Below are 23,958 nucleotides of genomic sequence, written 5' to 3'. Positions count from 1 at the left end.
AGAATGAAAATATTATTAACGGGTGCCAATGGAATGGTTGGCAAAAACATTCTAGACGTAGCACAAAAGCATCAACATGAGTTTTTATCACCAAGCAGCATCGAGCTTAATTTACTTGATGGAATAGCAGTTCAAAAGTATCTGAAAATACATAAACCCGATATGGTTATTCATGCAGCAGGTATTGTTGGTGGTATTCAAGCGAATATTGCTCAACCGGTTAAGTTCCTTGTGGATAATATGCAAATGGGGCTCAATATCCTTACCGCGGCAAATAATGCTGGGGTAGGTCATTTTTTGAATTTAAGCAGCTCATGTATGTACCCTCGAGGTGCCATTAACCCGCTGTCAGAAGATTTGATTCTTAAAGGTGAACTTGAACCAACTAACGAAGGTTATGCGCTTGCAAAAATAACTAGTACACGTTTATGCGAATATATTTGTAAGGAAAATCCAGAACGCTTATATAAAACGATTATCCCATGTAATTTGTATGGTCGTTTTGATAAATTTGACCCTAATCATTCACATATGATACCTGCTGTTATTCGTAAAGTTGATGAAGCTAAAAAGAGTCAACAACCTGAATTAGACATATGGGGGGACGGCGAAGCTCGCCGCGAATTTATGTATGCAGAGGACTTGGCTGAGTTTGTTTTCTATGCAATAGATAATTTTTCAACCATGCCACAGAACTTAAATGTTGGCTTAGGCACAGATTTTACCATTAACGAATACTATCAAGCGATAGCTGGTGTGGTTGGTTATACCGGAAAATTTAAGCACGACTTAAGTAAACCGGTTGGAATGAAGCAGAAGCTGATTGATGATGCGAGACTAAAAGAGTTTGGCTGGAGTTTCAAAACCAGCTTAGATGCAGGTATCAAGCAAACCTATGAATTTTATTTAAGTGAGTATTGTAATGACTAATTACGCTTTAGCGAGTAGCACGTGGGATGATAATGAGTATTCTGCAATTCAACGAGTAATTGACTCTGATATGTTTACAATGGGCAAGGAAGTTGCTCAGTATGAAAAAGATTTTTCTGAATTTTTTGGTTCAAAATATACGCTGATGGTGAGTTCTGGCTCAACCGCAAATTTATTGATGATAGCAGCTCTTTTTTTTACTAAGAATGAAGCGCTTAAATTAAAGCGTGGCGATGAAATTATTGTACCAGCAGTTTCTTGGTCCACGACTTATTTCCCTTTGCAGCAGTATGGAATAAAAGTCAAGTTTGTCGATATTGACCGTAATACACTAAATATGGACTTAGACAAGTTAGAAGCTGCTATCACAGATAATACACGTGCTATCTTGTCAGTAAACTTACTGGGTAACCCCAACGATTACGCCCGTATGAATAAAATCATTGCAGGGCGAGATATATTCATTTTAGAAGATAACTGTGAGTCAATGGGCGCTACGCTAAATGATAAACAAGCTGGTACTTTTGGTGTGATGGGAACATACAGTTCATTCTTCTCTCATCATATTGCCACTATGGAAGGCGGTTGTATCGTAACAGATGATGAAGAGCTTTATCATATCTTGCTTTGTATTCGAGCGCATGGTTGGACACGTAATTTACCAAAATTCAATGAAGTGAGCGGCGAGAAGAGTGACGACCCATTCGAAGAGTCATTCAAGTTTATGTTACCAGGCTATAATGCTCGCCCTCTCGAAATGAGTGGAGCATTGGGAATTGAGCAACTAAAAAAACTACCAAGTTTTATTAAAATTCGCCGAGATAATGCAAAATTATTCCAAGAGTTATTTGAAAACCACCCATATCTAAGTATCCAAAAAGAAACTGGTTCAAGTAGTTGGTTTGGTTTCTCGTTAATTATCAAAGAGAATGCTCCATATAACCGAGCTGAACTTGTTAAACTATTAACTAAAAATGGTATTGAATGCCGACCTATTGTGACGGGAAACTTCCTTAAAAATACAGAGGTACTTGAGTACTTCGATTATGAAGTTTCTGGCACGCTAGAAGCATCAGAGTACTTAGATAAGCACGGTTTATTTGTTGGTAATCATCAGAATGAAATTGAGAAAGAGATTAAGTTACTGGCTAAGATTTTGAATGAAGATAAGTAATTATCATGCAAAATTAATTCTCAAATTTTTTATTTGTTTCGCGTTGTCACTATTTGTAGTATCAATCCCTTACTTTATTGGTTTTGATAACTTTTCAGATAGGGACAACTACGTAATAAGAGCCGGGTTATTGTTATCCGGCTCTGAACTAGGCCCGTCCTCTTGGGTTGGGCTTAAGCTCCTTGTCAATGAGCCTCTATGGGCAGGAATACTTATCTTCCTTTCCCTACACCCCGATCCTGATCTTATGTTGACCTTAATCAGTTTTCTTTCAGCATATATAATTCTGTATTTCGTGATTACTAGAGTAAACCCTTTATATGCCATTCTAATTGTCACTAACCCAGTATTTATTGATTTAATAAATTCTCAAATTAGAACCGCTCTTGCCATGTCTTTTTTGCTTTTGGCTGTTACTTTAAAAAGGAGAGTATTTAGTATCATATTTGCAGTATTAGGGGTAGGGACACATACTGTAGCTTATTATTTGATTTTTATATATCACCTGCTAAAGAGAATTAACAACCAACTTGCTTTTAAAGAAGCTCTTATAGTTTCTATTTCTTTTGGGGTGCTAGCTTCAGTTTTTTTTGCCTTTGGACTACAAACTATTCTTTCATTTGTTGGAGATCGCCGTGCAGATATTTCAGTTGGTAGCAGTTCTTTATTATACTCAGGCTTCTGGTTTCTGTCCGCTAGTTTAATATTTATCGGTTATAAAAATGACTTTCGTCTTAATGGTGTAAATAAATTAATTGCCCTTTTTATAGTTTTCTTAATGACCCAGTTTTTATTTAATTCCATTTTTGGTTTATATGGCTCAAGATTTTTAGCAATTGGCTTCCCCTTTTTGTTTATTTGTATTTCTTTGCTTAGAGTTAGGGTGAAATTAGTAAGTTTATTTTTACTATTTATTTATCAGTCTATCCAGTTATTATATTGGTGGTAAATTTTGAATAACAATATCCTTATACGCTCTCTTTTAAGCATGGGGGGGGCAACTTTATTTTTTAAAGGCTTAAGCTTAGGTAAAGAAATTTATATCGCGAATTCCTTTGGAGTAAGCTCTGCTTTAGAGGCATACCTTATTGCTTTTGTTTATGTCGGGTTTCCTATATCAGTATTAATAGTTCCGTTTCAAACTTCATTTATAGCTTCTTTAGCTGAAAAGAGTATTGTTGAATCCGGAAGCTCTTATATAAACAAAGTGTTTAGTGCTGTCATTAGTATCAGTATAGGAATCATTGTCTTATGGGTTATTACACTATATCTTTTAAGTGAGCTTATTTTTGTAAATCATGAACTAGTCATGGATAAAGTCATTCTATTGTTACCTTTTGTTTTCTTTAATTCAATTAACTTGATCTTATATGGTGTACTACAGTTTAAGGGGAAATTTTCGGTTAATGGTTACTTACCTTCGCTATCACCTGTCCTTGTTCTAGTCGGTCTTCTTATTTTTGAAGTACTATTCGGTATAGTAAGTGTTGATATAATTGTTATGGCCATTGCATTATCCTCACTAATTGAATTCTACATACTGAGAAAGCTTTTAGATGTCAGGCTTGATTTAAAAGGACTGAGGGAAACTATTCATACTACTTTCAAAAAGTCATATTTTTTAATGCTTTCTGCTGTTGTTATGGCCTCAGCACCTATGATAGAACAGTTTTATTCATCCTCTCTTCAGCAGTCAGGTGTGGTCTTATTACGGTACGCTTCTATAATTCCATTAGCCATATCCGGTGTTTTTAGCACTGTTGTTGCTGTTGTTATTTTACCTTATTTTTCAAAGCTGAGTCTTAATACAAGTAATGTAGCCCTCCGCTCTCAATACTGGAATATTTTGGCGGGCTACGCCTGTGTTATTGTTGTTCTATATTTTGTTTTGTCACTTTTTAGTAACTATCTTTTAAATACAATTTATTCAAGTGCAATAACCTCAGGTGTTGAATTATCTACTTTGACATTCAATTTTAACTTGTACTTAATTTCAGGTGGTTTCTTTTGTTTAACTAACCTAGGGATAAGGTTGTTATCATCTATGCATAAAGGTAAAATAATATTTGTGGGCTCATTATGTTCACTTGCTATTCAGCTATTTATTTTATCCTTCTTTGGTAAATCGGTAGGCTTGTCTGTAGTACCTATTTCAATAATTTGTTATTTTTTAACCTCTTTTATTGGGATTAATTTTTATATTTACTGCAAAGTTAAAATCTAGTATAGCTAGGTTGTTAATTTTTGTTAATTTTTGTTCTGTTTTGGGTTTTATATGAAAAAGATTTTGTTGTTTAATGTATTAGGGAATACGGAACCTTTAGTTGTAGGCGATTATGAAATTCATAGCTTCGATTATAACAGTTTTTTTTCTGGTAAAGAAAAACGCTCATTAAGTAGTCTTTTTACTTGGGGAGTAAATGGTTACAATATAAAAAGATCTATTACTGCCAATGCATTATGGGTGGATGAGCTTTATAGAACACGCAACCCTATCTATATGAAAATGATGGATGAGTTTGTAGAAAAGTTTGAAAACTTTGATGTCTTGGTAATGAGTTCTTTTAATTTTGTGCATCCTGATATATTGAAGCAGCGCTTATCAAAACCGACTAAAGTACTTGGATTTATTGATGATCCGTATTCGACCTACTCTAGAGGAATTCCTTACCTTTGGGCATTTGATGCTACTTTTTATATATCTCCTAGTTATTTTAATAGTGTTTCGATGAGACAATCATTATCTGATTGGTCGGGAGGGAAGCCAACCACTTGGTGGCCATTAGTCCCACGGCCCCATACCAAGCCAGATAATGTAACTGATGACTTTTTCTCTAATAGAACAACCAGTCTATGTTATATCGGTAATCATAATGGAAATAAAGTTGATAAATTAATTGCTCTTAAAGATGAATTTAAAGATGAATTTAAACTACATGGTCGTTGGCCTTTAAAAGGTTATTCAGGTTTAATAAGGGCTCTTGATGGGAAAAGGCCTCTTTTACACAGAGTAACATCAGTGACTAATGAGTATAGAAGGGAACTATATTGGGATACTAAAATAGGTTTTAATATGCATGTTTCAAACGAAGCATTTGAAACTGGTAATATGAGAATGTACGAAGTACCTGCTCACGGGGCTATGCTGTTGTGCGATAAAGCAAATCTAAATCTTCACGAACAGATATTCTTACCTGATGTAGAAGCTTGTTATTATGAAAGCCTTGATGAAGCAATAGATATGGTGAAATATTTTTCAAAACCAGAAAATGATGCTCAACGATGTCAAATAGCAAAACAAGGCTTTGAGCGTTTTTGGAAAGATTATGAGTGGGAAAGGAATTTATTAAAATTTTTAGATTGGACTATCACAGTAGCATAAATTATATAATTAATAAGTACATACTAATTAATAAACACTAATTTTCTGTATATTAAGGTAAAAATGAAGAGAGTTCTAGTAGTTTCAGCAAGTTTTAGGGGGGGCGGTTCAGAACGTTTGGCGGTTGAATTTGCAAATACAGCAGTTATGCTTGGCTATAATGTTACGTATTTTGTTGGTATTTCTGAAGGACCATACCTAAATGAACTAAACCCTTCCATTAAACTTGTTGAAGGGGGCAAGAAAAATTTTAGCCTGTCTTTGTTTAAATTATCAAAGTTATATTCGCAGAATAAGATAGATAGCGTTTTTTGTTCTCAAGAATATGTAATTTCAATCGTATATTTGGCAAGGTTATTCTCTAATTCGAAGCCTTTCCTGATTGGGAGGGAGGCTTCCACACCTTCAATTAATCTACTTGAGAGTAAGACTAATCTTAAATTAAAATTATTAAAAGCGATAACACGTTTTAGTTACGATAGAGTAGATAAATTAATTGTTCCAACTATAAGTGTAGAAAATGATTTACATAATTTTTATGGTATAACTAGGCAACTGGATGTTATCCCCAATCCTGTTGATGCAAATCGACTTCATGAGCTTGCTTTAAATAGCATCAGTTTCAACTTTGATAAAAAAAATAAGTATTTTATCGTCGTTGGCCGCCTTGTCAAGTCGAAGGGAGTTGATACAATAATTAAAGCGATCCATCTATTAAATACTCCTAATTATCATCTGATAATCTTAGGTGAGGGGGAGCATATGGTAGAGCTGATTCATTTAGTAAATACTCTGGAGCTTATTAAACAGGTTCATTTCTTGGGATTTCAAAAGAACCCCTTTCCATTTATATTGAAGTCTGATATTTTCATCTCGGCCTCAAAATACGAGGGAATGCCAAACTCTTTGATACAAGCTATAGCACTTAATACTCCATGTTTATCAACCTTAAGCACTAGTGCTGTCAGTACCTTATTAAAAGAAGAACGTATATTCCCTTTTCAAGATGAGATTGCCTTAGTTACTTGTATTCTTGACACCCTAACTACAAATGTAGAGTTCTGTGATAAATTGATTGATAAATTCTTAACTCCATCCGAATACGTAACAAAAGTATTAGAGATTAGATGATTTTACTGGTTCAGATCATCATAAAGTTACCTGTATAATACCAGTAGAGAATATCCCCTGTAATCGCTAAGTGTACATCTATGATTTAGAGTGATAGTACGTATATGCAAGGACTGCACCGCTTGTGAACTCGAATTATTGAAATATAAGGTTAATTCACTATTTCATTAATTCGACTTACGCAGGGCAGCCTGCCTTAATAATAAGATAAACTCAAAGTGTTAAAAACTAATATCCACATAATCACTAACTTTAGCCAAGTTGGTGGCGCAGAAGAAATGTTGATAAGACATATTAATAGTGTTGAAGAAACTCGCTGTGTTATTATTTCTTTAATGGATTCATCGGGCTTAATGACTGATAAATTGCGATCTAATGTTGAAGTGATTACTTTAAATTGTAACTCAGCTTTCGACTTACTTCTTGCACCTTTTAAATTATTGAATGTTCTAAAGAATTATCAACCAGATGTCCTTTACAGTTGGATGTATCACGCTAACTTTGTAACTGCCTTAGCTAAATTTTTTTCAGCAATAAACACACCACTAATTTGGGGGGTTCGCCACTCTTTAGATGACTTAAAGGGGGAGAGTATGAGTACTAAGCTGGCTATATATGCAGGAAAGCTATTAAAGTCTATTCCAGATAAGGTTGTGTATTGCGCGAATAGAGCTATGCAACAGCATGTAGAATTTGGTTATAGCACTATAATCAAAAGTGTCTATATTCCCAATGGTTATAATTTTACAAAGTATCAGCCAAGAACATTTGATGATAATAATATTGTCATTGGTGCCGCTGGTCGTTTTCATGAAGCTAAAGATTATTACACCTTAATCAAAGCGGTTGCACCGATTTTAAAAGCTAATGCAAATATTAAGTTGAGAATAGCAGGTCGGGATGTTGTAAATGGTAATCATACTCTCACCAATTATATAAAAAAAGAAAGTATCAGCTTTGAGCAAGTTGAATTGTTAGGGCAAATTAGTAATATGTCAGAGTTTTATAACTCTGTTGACTTCTTTGTCTTAAGCTCTAAAACGGAAGGCTTTCCAAATGTATTAGCAGAAGCTGCGGGTTCTGGTTGCATTACTTTTTCTACGGATGTTGGTGATGCTAGCCTTATCGTTAATGATGAACAACGTTTGGCAGTCATTGGTGATGCTTATGCCCTAGAAAACTTATTAGCTAAATATATTAATATGCCTTCAGGCGAGTTAGTTGAAATATCAAAAAAATCGGCAGCTTTTATTAGGAATACTTATTCCATAGAAGCAATTAGCCAAAAATTACTTGAAATTGGAAATAATAATTAATGTGTGGGATCAGTGGTTTTTATAACCCTAGAAAATCGACAGAGCAATCTTATAAGACTATAAAAAATATGCTCAATGCAATTGTACATCGAGGTCCTGATGACTATGGTATATGGCAGCATGCAGGCTTAACTCTCGGTCATAGACGTTTATCAATACATGACTTAACAGTAGCAGGTCACCAGCCTATGCAAAGTCATGATAAACGGTTTACTATAGTTTTTAATGGTGAAATATATAATTTTGAGGAATTACGGGCTGAGCTGAATATAACTAACTGGCAAGGGCGTTCTGATACTGAAGTCATGCTGGCAGCTATATCACAATGGGGCATTAATATAGCCTTAGAAAAATTTAATGGTATGTTTGCTTTTGCTCTTTGGGATGAAAGAGATAAAACCCTTATTTTAGCACGAGATCGTTTTGGCGAAAAACCACTTTATTATTATCACCATAATGGTGTTTTTTCTTTTGCATCTGAGATTAAATCGCTTGAGGCTGATTTTGACTTAGAATTAAAGATTGATCGCAGTGCGTTAACTCACCAACTCGAAACTTCCTATATTCCAGCACCATTGTCTATTTACACAAATATAAAAAAACTCCCTCCGGGTTGTATATTACGCTTCTCTGCAAGTGCAAGTGCAAGTGTTGAAAGTTATTGGGATTTAGCTTCTAACATACAATCAGCTAAGAAAAATTTATTTAGTTGTGAAAATGAAGCGATTGAAACTTTAGAGATAACTTTGAAGAAAGCGGTTAAATTAAGAATGGCTGCTGATGTTCCTTTGGGGGGGTTTTTATCTGGTGGTGTTGATTCAAGTTTAATTTTAGCCTTGATGCAAAAACAAAGCGATAAACCTGTAAATAGCTTCTCTATTGGCTTTGATGTGCCAGGTTATAATGAAGCTGAGTATGCAAAAGAAGTAGCAAGTTATTTGGGTACAAATCATCATGAACAATATTTATCACCAAAAGATGCGTTAGAAATCATTCCCAAATTAGGAGCTATGTTTGACGAGCCATTTTCTGATGCCTCGCAAATACCAACATATCTGGTTAGTGCTATGGCCAAAAAACATGTCACAGTATGTTTAAGTGGTGATGGAGGTGATGAGCTATTTTCAGGTTATAAGCGATATTTAGCCATTCCAGAACTTTGGGGTAAAATTGAGCGTATTCCTTGTAAATCCACTTTTACTAGAATCCTCAGAAATACTCCAGTAAGTGTGTTAGAGAAGCTGTTTTTTTTCTTAAAGCCTTTTGCAGAACGCTATGGTAGAGCCGGAGCTCTCGGCCCTAAAGTCAAACGTTTTGGTGAATGGTTGCAAGCACAGAATATTGATGAGTTGTATTTACTTAGCATGAAGCATTGGAAGAATGCAGATAGCTTAATCATAGGTGGTAGTCATTCAGGTATTTGGTCTCCAAAGGCCAATTGTTTAGACTCTCAATTAGAAGGAATGATGTATCAAGATTCGATAGCTTACTTACCAGGCGACATTCTAACAAAAGTCGATAGAACAGCTATGTCCGTAAGTTTAGAAGGTCGTATTCCCTTGCTTGACCCTAACGTCGCTGAGGTTGCTTGGCGGATGCCTATTTCTATGAAGCAAAAAGGAAAATGTGGGAAGTGGGCACTTAAACAAGTTTTATATAAATATCTTCCTAAAGAAATGATGGATCGTCCTAAAATGGGATTTGGAGTGCCAATCCATCATTGGTTGAAGGTAGAGTTGAGAGAGTGGGCCTGTGATCTATTATCAGAAAACCGATTAAGTAAACAGGGGTTATATCATCCCAAACTTATTACTGAAAAACTAACCAAGCACCTAACGGGTGAAGAAAATAATGCAGCTCATTTGTGGGATGTCCTAATGGTTCAAGCTTGGCTGGATGCCTCCCCTAAAAGAGTGGGACGGCTTTAAAGGTAAGTTATCTATTCGTTCTACGGTACTTCATAATGATGCTTTTAAGGTTAACTCTCGCTCAATTATAGCATTAAAGAAATTATCTAAAGGTAAATAGAGTTACCTTTAGATAATATATTTATACTGTTAAGAATAAGACTAGGCCATTTGGAGCATTTTAATATATTGAATAATATATGAGACTAAGTTAATGAAAAAATTGTTGTTTGTTGTAAATGTCGATTGGTTTTTTATTTCACATAGACTCCCTATAGCTTTATCGGCAATGAATCAAGGTTATGAAGTCCATTTAGCATGTGGCGTTACAAATAAAAAAAACTTTTTAGAGTCGTATGGGATTACAGTGCACCAATTATCACTCTCTCGTAGTGGAGTCGGTTTTTATAACGAGCTAAAAACGGTTAACCAATTATATCGAGTTATTAAGTCTATTAAGCCAGACATAATTCATAGTGTAACAATCAAACCTGTATTATATGGGAATGTAATAGCTCGATTATTAAGGGTACCAGTTAGGATTACATCTATTTCAGGGCTCGGTTATGTTTTTATTGCTGTAGGTATTAAAGCTAAGTTATTTAGGGTACTCATTTCAAGTTTGTATAAGGTTGCTTTAAATGGTGCAAGTGCTGTTATTTTTCAAAATAGTTCTGATCGTGACATATTAAAAAAATTAGGTGCTGTTAACGCTAATCAAGAAGTGTTTATTCGAGGATCCGGTATTGATTTGGGGTTATATTCAGTGAGCGAAGAACCAAAAGGTATGCCTGTAGTCATGTTAGTCGCTCGTTTGTTAGTGGATAAAGGAGTTAATGAGTTTGCCGCTGCGGCTAGAATAGTCAAATTAACTCGTAATGACGTACGTATGGTACTAGTTGGAGATGCGGATCTAGAAAATCCAAAATCTATTTCGCCAGAGCAGATAAATGAATGGGTTTCGATTGGTCTGATTGAGCACTGGGGTTATAGCCACAATGTGCCTGAAACCATAAGTAAATCTAATATTATGGTTCTACCTTCCTATCGTGAAGGCTTACCAAAAAGTTTAATTGAAGCAGCTGCTTGCGGGCGAGCTGTAATCACAACCAACGTTCCTGGCTGTAGAGATGCAATTGAACCAAATGAAACTGGCTTGTTAGTTCCTGTTAAATCAGTAGAGTTATTGGCCGAAGCTGTTTTAAAGTTAATTGATGATGATGCTTTAAGGTTAAAGTTTGCTAGTAATGGTAGAAAGTTGGCTGAATCAGCATTTAATATTCAAGACGTTATTAAAAAGCATATAGATATCTATGAGCAATATTGTTACAAAAATCAGAAAGGAAATTAATTGAATATTTTGATCACAGGCGCAACAGGTTTCCTTGGTAAGTATTTATTAAGTCAACTCAATTATAAACAAAATAATATTACAGTAGTATTACGTTCAACTAGTGAAGGGTATAATAATTCGGTGTGCGTGCCTATATTTAATGGTGAAAGTGACTTTAAAAGGGCTGTAGTTAATCAAGATATAATTATTCACTGTGCTGCCCGCGTTCATGTGATGAATGTAAATATTGAGCAATCGTTAAAGGATTTTCGTGAAGTTAATACACATGCCACTATCAACCTTGCTCAGCAAGCTGCTGAAGCAGGTGTCAAGCGTTTTATTTTTATTAGTTCGATTAAAGTGAACGGAGAGTCAACCGAGCTAGGTTCACCATTTAAACCCGATGATATATTTGTGCCTACAGATCCTTATGGTTTAAGTAAACATGAAGCCGAAGTAGGTTTACGTAATGTATCGTTAAAAACGGGTATGGAAGTTGTTATTATTCGCCCACCATTAGTCTATGGGCCAGGTGTAAAAGCAAACTTTGCTTCTATGATTAAATGGATAAATAAAGGCTTACCTTTACCATTAGGCGGAATCAAAGATAATAAACGTAGTTTAGTCTCTGTGGATAATCTTGTTGATTTGATTATTACCTGCATTGACCACCCGGACGCAGCGAATCAAACCTTTTTGGTTTCTGATAATGCAGATGTATCAACGACTGCTTTATTAGGTAATATGGCGGAAGCATTAAATGTACCTAACAGATTAATACCTATTCCTCCGCTATTGTTCGATATTGCTAGTCAATTAATTGGCAAGCCAGCAATATCTCAACGATTATGTGGATCGTTACAAGTTAATATATCTAAAACAATTAGACTATTAAACTGGTCCCCTCCATACTCTTCTGCTGAATCTATGAAAAAAACAGCAGATGCTTTTATCGACAACTTAAACAAAAAGAAATGATTATGAATAATTTGGTAACCAGAACCCTCGATTTCTCAATGGCTCTTTTAGGGCTGTTTTTTACTTTTCCTATTTTAGTAATTGTAACTATCATTGGATATTTTGATACGGGCTCCCCTATTTTTATTCAGCAACGTGTTGGTAAAAATAAAAAATCGTTCAGGCTAATTAAGTTCCGTACTATGTCAGTTAATACAAAGTCAGTAGCGAGTCATTTAGCTAGCACAGCATCCATTACCAAGCTTGGCGGTTTTCTTCGTAAGACAAAAGTCGATGAATTACCCCAATTGATCAATGTATTAAAGGGCGAAATGAGCTTTGTAGGACCTCGACCAAATCTGTTCAATCAAGAGGAGTTGATAAGAGAGCGGGATAGTCGAAATGTTTATGGTGTTTTACCAGGAATTACGGGACTTGCTCAAGTAAATACTATTGATATGTCTACACCAAAGTTATTGGCAGAAACTGATCAAATAATGATTAGCAAATTTACCCTACGTAATTATTTTAAATATATTATTCAAACAGTCACTGGAAGTGGCTCTGGTGACCGTATAAATTAAAATTGATTAACTTTGAGCAAAATAAATTTTAAAAATGTCATAAATAGATGTGCTTGTGTATAATGAGCCGTAATTATATCTTATAGTTGAAAATACTATTAGATATTCCAACCTCTCAGTAAGTAAGCATTTTAAATGAATTTTTTATTTCAAACATCAAGACCCATAAAACGTATTATTTCTCTTTTTTCAGATCTTATTTTTGTTAGTGTTGCATTTTGGGCTTCAATGCTTGTTCGTTTAGATACAATAGCTATTTTTTATCATCCACCTTCCTGGATTCTACTTGCTTGTCTGCTTCCTATTGCCTTAATTGCTAATGTCAAACTTGGTCTATATAGGGCTGTCCTGAGATATATAAATAGTAAAGCAGCTGTAAGCATTGTTATGTCAGTGTGTTTTACTACTATTGCTTTAGTTTTTTTGTCATTCTTTTTAAATATTGATTTACCTCGTACTGTCCCTGTAATCTTCTCAGCTTTTTTATTGGTCTTAGTCGGTGGAAGCCGTTTTTTGATGCGAACATTAATAGCTACTTCATCAATAAAAAATAAGTATAAAGAAAAAGTTATCATATATGGCGCAGGTTCTGCGGGAAGACAACTTGCTCAGTCTCTGTTACATGGAGATGAATATTATCCCGTAGCCTTCATTGATGATGATATAAAAATCCAAAAAAGGATTGTACAAGGAATAACTGTATTTAGTCGTGATGAGCTTCCTTTCCTAATTGAAAAATCATCAGTTTCTCGTCTTTTACTTGCTATGCCAAGGGAGAGTAAAAAATGTATAGCACGTGTATTAGAGAAAATCGAAGCTTTATCCGTTGAGATATTATCTATTCCTGGTTCAGCAGATTTAGTTAGTGGTAAAGCTAAAATTGATGAACTCCGTGAGGTTTCGATTGAGGATTTGCTTGGGCGTGATTCAGTAGCACCCAATAAGGATCTTCTTCAAGCTAATATTACTAATAAAGTTGTTATGATAACTGGGGCTGGTGGTTCCATTGGCTCTGAGTTGTGTCGTCAGATATTAAATCAGCGGCCCAAAAAAATAGTATTATTAGAGCTTTCTGAATTTGCCCTTTACAGTATTAACGGAGAATTACAAAATTTAGCTATTAAACTTGATTACGATTTGCAAATTGTCCCTTTATTAGGCTCTGTACAGCATAAAAATCGTTTGTTAACGGTTATGAGAACTTTTAGCGTGCAGACTATTTATCACGCTGCTGCCTATAAACACGTACCAGTGGTTGAGCATAATGTCATAGAAGGTGTTCGAAATAATATATTCGGGACTTTGTTTGTTGCTGAAGCAGCAATAGAGGCTCAAGTTGAAACATTTGTTCTAATTTCTACAGATAAAGCTGTAAGGCCTACCAATGTTATGGGAACAACTAAACGGATGGCAGAGCTTGTTCTTCAATCATTAGCTGATAAAACTAAGCAGATAAATGGAAAGACACGTTTCTGTATGGTTAGATTTGGAAATGTCCTCGGTTCGTCTGGATCTGTTGTACCATTATTTCGAAAGCAAATAAAAAATGGTGGCCCTATTACGGTTACACACCCTGAAATAATTCGCTACTTTATGACGATTCCTGAAGCTTCTCAACTGGTTATTCAGGCAGGAGCAATGGGAAGAGGTGGTGATGTTTTTGTATTAGATATGGGGGATCCTGTAAAAATATCTGACCTAGCAGAAAAAATGATTAGATTAAGCGGTATGACAGTAAATGATAAACAAAACCCTGAAGGCGACATTACTATTGAATACACCGGATTGCGCCCGGGCGAAAAGCTTTTTGAAGAATTATTAATAGGTGATGATATTACTCAAACAGAGCATCGTCGTATATTGTCTGCTCATGAAGCATGGTTGCCATGGAACGAATTAGAAAAAATATTGGTAAAACTAGATGAAGCTTGCCATCAGTTCGACCATGAAGGTATTCGTCGTTTACTACTGCAAGCACCAACAGGTTTTGTTCCTAAAGATGGTATTTGTGACTTGGTTTGGAATGCTAAAGAAAAAACAACTTAATTGTCTATAAGTTTACCTAGGTTAGCCCAATTGATTGATTTTTAGAGTAAGAGTAATCGTTTACTCTTACTCTTACTATAATAAATAACTCATTAATTTCTACGCTCAATCGATGTTTTTATATAATACATGACATGCTTTGATAATATATTTAAACTATAGCTATTGAAATATCTAGTTTAAATGCATTTAGGATGAGAATGTCACAACAAATCACAAAGGCCGTAATACCTGTTGCAGGTCTTGGTACTCGCATGCTCCCGGCGACTAAAGCAATTCCAAAAGAAATGTTACCTATTGTTGATAAGCCGATGATCCAATACATTGTTAATGAGTGTGTTGACGCAGGTATTAAAGAAATCGTTTTAGTCACCCATTCCTCTAAAAATGCTATTGAAAACCACTTCGATAAATCTTTTGAGCTTGAAACAACATTAGAGAAGCGTGTTAAGCGCCAAATATTAGATGAAATTCAAGCAATTTGCCCTAAAGGCGTTACAATCATGCATGTTCGTCAAGGTGAGGCAAAAGGCTTGGGGCATGCTGTATTAAAAGCTCGTCCAATTATTGGTGAATCACCATTTGTTGTAGTCTTACCTGATGTGATTTTAGATGATGCCTCAGCTGATTTAGAAACTGAAAACCTAGCTGCAATGTTAAAACGTTACTACGAAGTTGGCCATAGTCAAATAATGGTTGAGCCAGTACCGATGAAAATGGTAAGTAATTATGGTGTTGTAGATTGTGATGGTCATCATCTCGCAGCTGGAGAATCTAAAAGTATGACTGCAGTTGTTGAAAAACCAGCTGTTAATGAAGCCCCATCCAATTTAGCTGTAGTTGGTAGGTATGTCCTGTCAGAGAGAATCTGGGATATGCTTGAGTTAACTCTTCCTGGTGCTGGTGATGAAATTCAATTGACTGATGCTATTGCTAGCTTAATGAAACTTGAAACTGTTGAAGCTTTTCATATGACTGGTAAGTCTCACGATTGTGGGTCTAAATTAGGTTATATGAAAGCGAATGTAGAATATGGTCTACGCCACCCTGAATTGGCTGATGATTTTAAAGCTTATTTGCAGGAAATTGTTAAAGTTTAGGTTTTCTATGTTCAGACATTTTGTTTTACGGACTGACTTTTGGCTAAATTAACTACCTGATTGTTGGGAATTTAGATATTTAGTTATAGTTTCACCTCCGAGAGTACTGAGGAATCACATCCAGATAATATAAATTACTTAAGTAATGCGAATAAACAATAGATTCTGGACAATATTCTCAGGATAATTCTTCCTGCATTATCTAATAAGATACTTCCTGTACCGTATGTACTGTCTAATAAGTAGTATCCATGCCCCGTTTGAATAGATACTTCGGGAATAACAGGTTCAAGGTTAGGCGTTGCCATATGGACATCTATGGCTGAAATGCCTTTATATTCGCTAAATCTTGCTTCATTATCAACTCATTGAAACACTCAGCTAACTTATCTGTCTCTTTCAATACTTTTTGCCAGTACTTAATCCGTGTCGTCGCATCAAGTTTCGTGAAATCTGTTCTATCGGGAATTTTTTTGAAGGGCAGACTGTTAATGAACTTTTTAGAAGGTGCTAACAGTACAGTATTATCGTAACTGCTTGTTAGCACTTTACGGGTTGAATTCTTGTCAAACCATCCCGCTTTTGGTTCTGAGCTAAAATGTGGGTAAAGAGTTAAGCCGTGTTCAGCTGTTTCACTTTCTAGCATTTGTTTATCAGCACCATTGTTGCCCAATGAAAAATCAAAGTGGTAATCAATAATACCGCCATCTCGATAAGTACCTTTTACTGCGCCATCAATATGCTTTACCCCTGACATCACCATAGGGATTGAACCTGAAGCGAGCAGGGCACTTTTAATATTATCACTGGTTAAGTTTTGGTAAACATTACTGAAATTATAGGGGTCATCAATAGTTAAATTACTGCTAGGGTGTTTGAAAATATACCGTTGATATTGGTTAGCGAGTAATCTTCTATCCATTTTATTTAGCAATATACTTTTAATTAAGCCTGCTCCTTGCATTAACTTATTATCAAAAGCAGTTAAGCCATTACACTTAGCCACCAAAAAATGGGCTTTAAATACGTTATTGTTGATAACTTCATCGGCACCATTTTTCGAAAAAAGCTGGTCAACTATGTCTACCGCTGTACTTGCTATTTCCTTCGCACTAGGTTTTTTTGAGTAAACTGTGTTGGCATAGGTATGAGCTAAGCGTTCAATAGCCTGTATAGGATTATTTTGTGTTAATGCTGCTGCTCGAAAAGCACCTGCACTTGAGCCAATTAAGTTAAGCTCGGTGTTTCTACCCTGAAAGAAATCACCAAATAGGTATTTATCCAAGCCAAACAGGGTAAACCATTTAGGGCCTCCGCTTGCGCCAAGGAAATTAGTAAATAATTCTTGTTTAAAACCTTGATCTTGAATGGTTTTCAGGGCGTTTTTACCGGCATATATTTCTAACATTTCTGCATTATTCTCATGTTTATATATTCGTTATATTTTTATGTTTCATTTAACTTCATTGTAGTTAGCTTTAACAAAAATTAAGTTAATTGATAATCTGAAGCGCCGTGAGCATTAAATAAAGTCTGATAAAGTCGTGTGGCGTAATCATCGGTCATGCCGGCAATATAGTCAGCTATTATTCTTTGTGGATTCTCTTTATTACCTACCGCGTATTGCCAACGTTTTGCACTATTACTGGGCAGTAAACGCATGGGATCAGATGAAAGCGCTTCAAAAAGTTCCATCACTATTTGTTGCCCTCTGTATTCTAGTCGCTGCAAACTGGTTAATTTGATGACATAAAAGTAAACGAAGTCTTTAAATATCTTTAAGGCTTGTGCAGTAGAGTCTGACAAAGTTGCGTTATAACGAAGCAGCGGTTCAGTAAAATCAATGTCACCTTGCTCATTTAAGTCGGTTAACTTAATAGCAGTAATTAAATAATTTACCAAGCCGCCAATCGCATCTTTTTGCAAGTGATGGTGATCACTAAATAATTTTTCAGTTAGCGTATCACTGTATTCTTGTAACCAAGTATCGTCGATCAATTGTAATTTATGTATAACTTCTTGCTCAAAGTCATTGCGATTGACTACTTTGGTTACTATGGCATCTTCTAGATCATGGATGCCATAGGCAATATCATCGGCCAACTCCATAATTGAGCAATCAAGTGACTTGAAACGGGTTTTATGGTGGCTATTTGTTGTTTTTTGCTCGTTAATACTTTGAAATAAGTTGCGGTCAGATTTTGATAGTGGCTCAAGCACCCAGTCAATAATATCTTGATCGTCACTATATAAACCTTTAGGCGGATGCCATTCATCGGCTTTCAGTTGTCGAAAGTTACCATCGTTACTTGGTTTTTCATCTTTACTCAGTGTTTCAATTAATTGTGGGTATTTCATTAAGCCAAGTAGCGTTCTTCTACATAAATTCATACCGTAGTGTTCACTGAATGTTTCTAAACGTGCAACTATACGAAGCGTTTGACCATTACCTTCAAAACCACCATTATCGCGCATCATATAATTTAGCGCAATTTCACCACCGTGACCGAAGGGCGGATGACCGATGTCATGAGCTAAACAAATGGTTTCTATTAAACTATCGCTATTAGGAAAAAGGGCGTTAGATAATTCCGGATATTTACAACGTAACTGAGCTGTTATGCCCGAGCCTATTTGCGCCGCTTCTAATGAATGGGTTAAGCGAGTGCGATAGAAATCACTTTGGCCGCTACCCATAACTTGAGTTTTCGACTGCAAGCGACGAAAAGAGGCTGAATGTAGTATTCTTGCTCTATCTCGTTGGTAAGGATCACGATGATCTTGCTGTCTGTTAGTCACCTTTTTAAGACGTCTTGCTAACCAAACATCATTCATAGCTATCCTTAGTTAAAACTGGGCAAGTTTATGTAAATAAGTTAATTAAGTGCAAATTAGACTAACTTAACTCTTTGAAGTTACTATAACTTACCTCATTTACTTTGGCTTATGTTTTCTCGGTATCCCTAGTGGTTTAATTTTTTAGGTTTTAAGTATTAGCAATAAATATGGCGCGTTTGGGAGCAGGGTAACCCTCAATAGTTTTCCTGTTATCATTTGGGTCAAGAAAATCTTGCAGCGATTCTGTATCTATCCACTCGGTTTTTCTTTGTTCATCCAATGCTGTTGTATCAGTATTAACTACACGCACATTGCTAAAGCCGCAGCGCTCTAACCAGGCACACATAGCTTTTTCACTGGGTAAAAACCAGACGTTGCGCATTTTTGCATAGCGCTCACCGGGTACCAATACGGTATTTTCATCGCCATCAACTATTAATGTTTCTAATACAAGCTCACCCCCTTTAACCAGTTGTGCTTTTAATTGATATAGAAAATCAATTGGCGATCTACGGTGATATAACACGCCCATAGAAAATACCGTATCAAATGCGCCTAATTCTGGTAGTTGTTCAATGCCTAAGGGTAATAAATGTACTTGGCTATCATCAATAAAGTGTTTAACCGCATTAAACTGCATTAAAAATAATTGAGTTGGGTCAATGCCAACAACAAATTTAGCACCAGCACCACGCATTCGCCATAGGTGATAACCACTACCACAACCTATATCAAGTACATACCTATCAGATAAATCACTGATATGTTCACTTAGGCGATCCCATTTAAAATCGCTACGCCACTCGGTATCAATATGTAAACCATGAATATGATATGGACCTTTACGCCATGGCTTAAATTTTTTCATTAGATTTTCTAGACGCTTAAATTGTCCTTGATCTAAATCGCCTAATTCACCCACTTTTACCGTGTCAGCAATATCAATGATGGAATTAGCCTCTACTACAGGCAAAGCGTCGAGTGTTTTTTGCCAATGTTTATATTCACCGTGCAAGTTATTTTCATGCCAATGAGTCAATTGAGCAGGTAGAGTATTTAGCCAATGGCTTAAGCGATTAGTGGCAATTTGTTGGTAAAAATTATTGAATTGTTTCATAGGGTTCTAATTCGTGGTGTAAACGTGGCGTATTTAAGTGGACCAATTTATTGGTTCAACTTTATAGTAAATTATTATATTACTCTTATTTAATGGCAACTATTTTATTGCAATAAGCGAGGTGAAGTTAAAACATTGAAACCACAAAGCGCTATGGTTAAAACCTGCTTGAGATAAACGCTGCTTATGTACTTCAAGTGAGTCAGTCAACATAACTTTTTCTAATGCGCTGCGTTTTTGTGCTACTTCTAATTCGCTGTAACCATTATCTCGTTTAAAATTATGATGCAAATCAACTAGCACTTTATCAATGGTTTGGTCATCACTGGTAATCTTTTCTGAAAGTACAAGTAAACCACCAGGGTTTAAACCTTGCGCTATTTTACTAAGTAATGCTTGGCGCTCTGACTTTTCAATAAACTGTAAGGTAAAATTCAATACCACCATAGAGGCATTCTCAATATTGATATCTTGAATATTACCTTCAACAATAGTTACCGGAGTATTACCTTTAAATGCATCAACATGCATTATACAGCGCTTGACCATATCGCTAGAGTTATCTACGCCAATGATTTTGCAGCCCTTGGCGGTAATACCTTTTCGCATAGCGAGTGTAGCCGCACCTAACGAGCAACCAAGATCATAGATATTGCTATTTTCTTGCACAAATTGTTGGCTTAGTCGACCTATAGTGTCGATAATAGTATTATATCCCGGCACTGAGCGAGATATCATGTCAGGGAAAACTTCCACAACTTGCGCATCAAAAGTAAAGTTTTTTACTTGTTTATGCGCTTGTGAGTATATTAAGTCGGTATCTGAATTATGCATTATCTTTGCTTTCGGCTCATTTGTGTTAAGTTGATAATAATATCTGCTTATTTTAACCGATCTCATTTGCAACGCTATATTTATAAGGTGTTTTTTTGAAAAAACTTTATCAACCGATATATTTTATTGTTTTAACTACTATTCTCCTAAGTTTTTATAGCAGTGATAGCTTGTCGGCTTCAACTGTCACTGAACAAGTTAAGCCCGCTAGCGGTGACAAAGGTACTGCTTTAGATAATCAACCAACAGCTTTGTCAACCAGTGATTTTAAGCAACCACTGACAATCGCAATAAATGAAACTTCATTTCCGTATCACTCCATAGATGAACAGGGCTCTGCTATTGGTTTGATGGCTGATATGTGGCGATTATGGGCAGAAAAACAACAGGTTGAAATTCAATTTGTGGTCTTGCCTTGGCTTGATACATTAAGCCAAGTAGCGAAGGGAAATGTTGATATGCATGGTGGTTTAACCATTATTGACTCTCGTCGTAAAAAACTTGAATTCTCAAAACCTCTTTTTCATGTATATACCCATCTTTATGTGCATCAACAACTCAATACGGTTGATAGTCTTGCCGATCTAAAACCTTATAGCATTGGTGTTGTTGAGGGCTCTGCTCATATTGATAAATTGAAAAAGTATCATCCGGAGTTAGCCTTGAAAACCTACGGAAATCGTCACAATTTATACCGTGCAGCATTAAATAACGAAATATTAGTGTTTAGTGGTTTAGAAAAATTGGCAGATAATTTTCCCGAATATGAAAGTTTACGGCAGCGTTTTCCTGTGCACAAAGTTTTACGTTACCAGCAAGGTGACTATGGTGTTGCTGTGGCTAAGCATAACGATGCTTTACTTCGTTTCATCGAACAAGGTTTTGAAAAAGTATCTCGGCATGAAAGGTCAGCCATTGAACGTAAGTGGTTAGGGTTAGATAAAAATAAAGATAGTTTGCTCGTTGCATTTTCATCACATTACCCACCTTACATGGGGGTTAGCCCGTCAGGTGAACCACAAGGTTTATTGATTGATGTCTGGCGCTTATGGTCTCAACATGTAGGCATAAATGTTGAATTTGTCGCCCGCGACATGGCCGAAGGTTTAGATCTTATTGCGGAACAAAAAGCAGATGTACTTATGGCTTACCCAGACCATGTGCAGGCCCCTCTAAATACTTTATTCGCTCAGCCAATTTATCTCTCTAATGCTCAAATTTATCTCAGTAAGAAAATTAAAAATATTGACGGAGAAAGGCTGTATTCTCTCGAACAATTTAGCCAGTTGTTTAGCCAAGATGTTATCGGAATTTGGCAAGGTTCGACTTTCAAAGATAAATTCTTAGCACAGTATCCTAAGATAAATGTTCGTTACTTCAGTAGCTTAAATGCTATGTTAACGGCTGCAGAACAGGGCGAAATATCAGGCTTAGTCGGCTTAGTTGATTTGATTAATGCAAGGTTAGTACAAAGTAATTTACAAGCGCTTTTTTATCGCTTAAACAGCCCTGTTATCACTCTAAACTTATCGCCAGTCATTCATCAGAAAAATAATAAGTTAACAGAAATTATTGATAAAGGTTTTAGTGAATTAGATATCAATACCCTTATTCAAATTGAAGATAGGTGGTTAAACGGCAATACCGGAGAGTATTATTATAAAAACCAGGCTAAAAAAATTAAGTTAAACGATGACGAAATCACCTTTTTGGCTTCACGAGGTAAGATCAACTTAGGCTTTATCAAGCAGCTATCACCCGTTGAATTTATTGATGAAAATGGTGACTTTTCAGGAATTAACCGCGATATAATTAATTTAATTAAAGATAGAACCAACATCGAATTTAATTATGCCGTTTTTGATAGCTGGCAGCTTTTATATCAAGCTTTATTAGACGATGAAATAGATATGTTAGGAAGTATCACGCCAACACCTGGGCGTGAAGGATTTATGCTGTTTACTGAAAGCTATTGGCAAATGCCATGGGTAATGGTGCATCCGCAATATTATGGTCGTAAAACCAAGTTAGAAGATTTTTATGGTAAGCAAGTTGCTATTGTTAAAGGTTATTATTTGATTGCTGAACTAAGAAAAAAGCACCCTTTAATCACTTTTAAATTAGTGGATGATAGAGAGCAAGCATTAGTTGCACTGCAACAAGAGCGTGTTGATGGTTTTATCACCACTATGGCTTCAGCCACACAACTTTTAAAGCAAGAAAACATAGTTACCTTGATAATTTCTATGATGGAAGGTGTAAGCCTAGATAAAAGTCATTTTGGCATCAATAAACAGTTACCTTTATTAAAAGATATTATCAATAAAGGTTTAGCGTCAATCACAGAAAAAGAAAAGCAAGTTATTTATGATACTTGGTTCACGCTTGCGATAAAAACAGGGCTTGATAAAAATGTTGTGTTACAAGTTGGTGCACAAATTGGTGTTATTATTTTATTAGTGCTTGGTGTTATTGTGATGTGGAACAGACGCTTACAAGTTGAAATTAAACATCGAGAGCAACTTGAAAAAATCATGAAACATATGGCAACGCACGATGAGTTAACGGGACTTGCAAACCGAGTATTACTTAAAGATAGATTAAGTACAGCTATTGAGTTTCATCAGCGTCAATCCCTTAAAATGGCGGTTTTATTTATCGATTTAGACGGTTTCAAAAACATTAACGATACTCATGGGCATGATGTTGGTGATGAACTATTACAGCAAGTAGCTTTACGTTTACAAGGCTGTGTGAGAAGTTCAGATACCGTAGTCCGCTTTGGTGGTGATGAGTTTGTTTTATTACTCACCGGTTTACATAGCCCTAATGAAGCAGCTTATGTTGCTGAAAAAGTGCTTCGGTTGATGCAAAAAGAATTTGAACTCTCCAAAGGAAAGTCAAAAATCAACGCTTTTATCGGTTGCAGTATAGGTATCGCCATGTATCCAAATGATGGTGATAATGATACTGAATTACTCAAAATTGCAGATACTATGATGTATAAAGTAAAAGCGGCCGGTAAGAACCACTATATATTCAATTAGTGCAGGTGCTATAATCTTTAGCACTACAGTGAAAGTGGTTTGTTGTCTTTGCCTTAAAGATAACTTTCCCGCTTACTTAGATAAAATGTAGTCAAAAGTTATATTTTTCAGTTTTAAATGCTATTGCCTATCTTTATTAACCCATCCGCCTGTTCTAGGGTGACATTAACAATCAATGCTTTATAATATGGCCAAAATTATCCTAACGCGCGCTTAATAACGCTCGTTAATATGTGTAGACATAATTAGTAAGGCAAAAAAT

At 35.7% G+C, this 23,958-nt stretch carries 18 protein-coding genes; 14 read left to right on the top strand and 4 right to left on the bottom strand.

The features are described 5' to 3' along the window. Positions 1-3: 3 nt before the first annotated feature. From GAB14E_RS05055 to galU, 13 genes are all read left to right on the top strand, one after another. Positions 4-930: a GDP-L-fucose synthase family protein gene (locus tag GAB14E_RS05055; protein ID WP_033083685.1), complete on the top strand. Its 927-nt coding sequence runs from the start codon at positions 4-6 to the stop codon at positions 928-930. Further along, positions 923-2,104 carry a DegT/DnrJ/EryC1/StrS family aminotransferase gene (locus GAB14E_RS05060; RefSeq protein WP_033083684.1) on the top strand — a complete coding sequence of 394 codons (1,182 nt, stop codon included), beginning with the start codon at positions 923-925 and terminating at the stop codon, positions 2,102-2,104. The genes GAB14E_RS05055 and GAB14E_RS05060 overlap by 8 nt, the downstream gene beginning before the upstream one ends. Further along, positions 2,091-3,053, top strand: coding sequence for a hypothetical protein (locus GAB14E_RS05065; RefSeq protein ID WP_033083683.1), 963 nt, complete (start codon positions 2,091-2,093; stop codon positions 3,051-3,053). The genes GAB14E_RS05060 and GAB14E_RS05065 overlap by 14 nt, the downstream gene beginning before the upstream one ends. A 3-nt stretch (positions 3,054-3,056) precedes the next feature. Next, entirely contained in the window at positions 3,057-4,328 is a 1,272-nt protein-coding gene (locus GAB14E_RS05070; protein WP_156115773.1) for a lipid II flippase MurJ, read from the top strand. A 51-nt stretch (positions 4,329-4,379) separates the two neighbouring features. Then, complete coding sequence (locus tag GAB14E_RS05075; RefSeq protein ID WP_033083681.1) at positions 4,380-5,486, top strand: glycosyltransferase family protein; 1,107 nt, start codon at positions 4,380-4,382, stop codon at positions 5,484-5,486. Between the two features lie 63 nt (positions 5,487-5,549). Next, positions 5,550-6,617, top strand: coding sequence for a glycosyltransferase (locus tag GAB14E_RS05080; protein ID WP_033083680.1), 1,068 nt, complete (start codon positions 5,550-5,552; stop codon positions 6,615-6,617). A 218-nt stretch (positions 6,618-6,835) separates the two neighbouring features. Continuing rightward, on the top strand, positions 6,836-7,933 hold the full coding sequence (locus tag GAB14E_RS05085) for a glycosyltransferase (protein ID WP_033083679.1): 1,098 nt from the start codon (positions 6,836-6,838) through the stop codon (positions 7,931-7,933). Further along, the gene (asnB, locus tag GAB14E_RS05090; protein WP_033083678.1) at positions 7,933-9,861 is read left to right on the top strand and encodes an asparagine synthase (glutamine-hydrolyzing); all 1,929 of its coding nucleotides are present in this window, start codon (positions 7,933-7,935) and stop codon (positions 9,859-9,861) included. The genes GAB14E_RS05085 and asnB overlap by 1 nt, the downstream gene beginning before the upstream one ends. A 193-nt stretch (positions 9,862-10,054) precedes the next feature. Continuing rightward, a complete protein-coding gene (locus GAB14E_RS05095) occupies positions 10,055-11,191 on the top strand; it encodes a glycosyltransferase family 4 protein (protein WP_033083677.1) in 1,137 nt (378 codons plus the stop codon). Then, entirely contained in the window at positions 11,192-12,151 is a 960-nt protein-coding gene (locus tag GAB14E_RS05100) for a UDP-glucose 4-epimerase family protein (RefSeq protein ID WP_033083676.1), read from the top strand. A 2-nt stretch (positions 12,152-12,153) separates the two neighbouring features. Continuing rightward, positions 12,154-12,714, top strand: coding sequence for a sugar transferase (locus GAB14E_RS05105; RefSeq protein WP_033083675.1), 561 nt, complete (start codon positions 12,154-12,156; stop codon positions 12,712-12,714). Between the two features lie 135 nt (positions 12,715-12,849). After that, a complete protein-coding gene (locus tag GAB14E_RS05110) occupies positions 12,850-14,760 on the top strand; it encodes a polysaccharide biosynthesis protein (protein ID WP_033083674.1) in 1,911 nt (636 codons plus the stop codon). Positions 14,761-14,960: 200 nt separating this feature from the next. Then, entirely contained in the window at positions 14,961-15,860 is a 900-nt protein-coding gene (gene galU, locus GAB14E_RS05115) for a UTP--glucose-1-phosphate uridylyltransferase GalU (protein ID WP_033083673.1), read from the top strand. A gap of 316 nt (positions 15,861-16,176) precedes the next feature. On the opposite strand, the gene GAB14E_RS05120 is transcribed toward galU, so the two are convergent. The 4 genes from GAB14E_RS05120 to cmoA all read right to left on the bottom strand — a co-directional run bounded on the left by GAB14E_RS05120 (position 16,177) and on the right by cmoA (position 20,649). Further along, complete coding sequence (locus GAB14E_RS05120) at positions 16,177-17,268, bottom strand: patatin-like phospholipase family protein (RefSeq protein WP_033083672.1); 1,092 nt, start codon at positions 17,266-17,268, stop codon at positions 16,177-16,179. Between the two features lie 80 nt (positions 17,269-17,348). Then, entirely contained in the window at positions 17,349-18,695 is a 1,347-nt protein-coding gene (locus tag GAB14E_RS05125) for an anti-phage deoxyguanosine triphosphatase (RefSeq protein ID WP_033083671.1), read from the bottom strand. Between the two features lie 151 nt (positions 18,696-18,846). Beyond that, positions 18,847-19,815, bottom strand: a complete 969-nt coding sequence (gene cmoB / locus GAB14E_RS05130) for a tRNA 5-methoxyuridine(34)/uridine 5-oxyacetic acid(34) synthase CmoB (RefSeq protein ID WP_033083670.1) — start codon at positions 19,813-19,815, stop codon at positions 18,847-18,849. A gap of 99 nt (positions 19,816-19,914) precedes the next feature. Next, positions 19,915-20,649 carry a carboxy-S-adenosyl-L-methionine synthase CmoA gene (gene cmoA, locus GAB14E_RS05135; protein ID WP_033083669.1) on the bottom strand — a complete coding sequence of 245 codons (735 nt, stop codon included), beginning with the start codon at positions 20,647-20,649 and terminating at the stop codon, positions 19,915-19,917. Between the two features lie 95 nt (positions 20,650-20,744). Here cmoA and GAB14E_RS05140 point away from each other — a divergent pair, with 95 nt between their 5' ends. Then, positions 20,745-23,696: a transporter substrate-binding domain-containing protein gene (locus GAB14E_RS05140; protein WP_033083668.1), complete on the top strand. Its 2,952-nt coding sequence runs from the start codon at positions 20,745-20,747 to the stop codon at positions 23,694-23,696. The last annotated feature ends 262 nt before the right edge of the window (positions 23,697-23,958 follow it).

The organism is Colwellia psychrerythraea (assembly GCF_000764185.1).
Lineage (GTDB): Bacteria > Pseudomonadota > Gammaproteobacteria > Enterobacterales > Alteromonadaceae > Colwellia > Colwellia psychrerythraea_B.
This window is presented reverse-complemented; position numbering and strand designations above follow the sequence as displayed.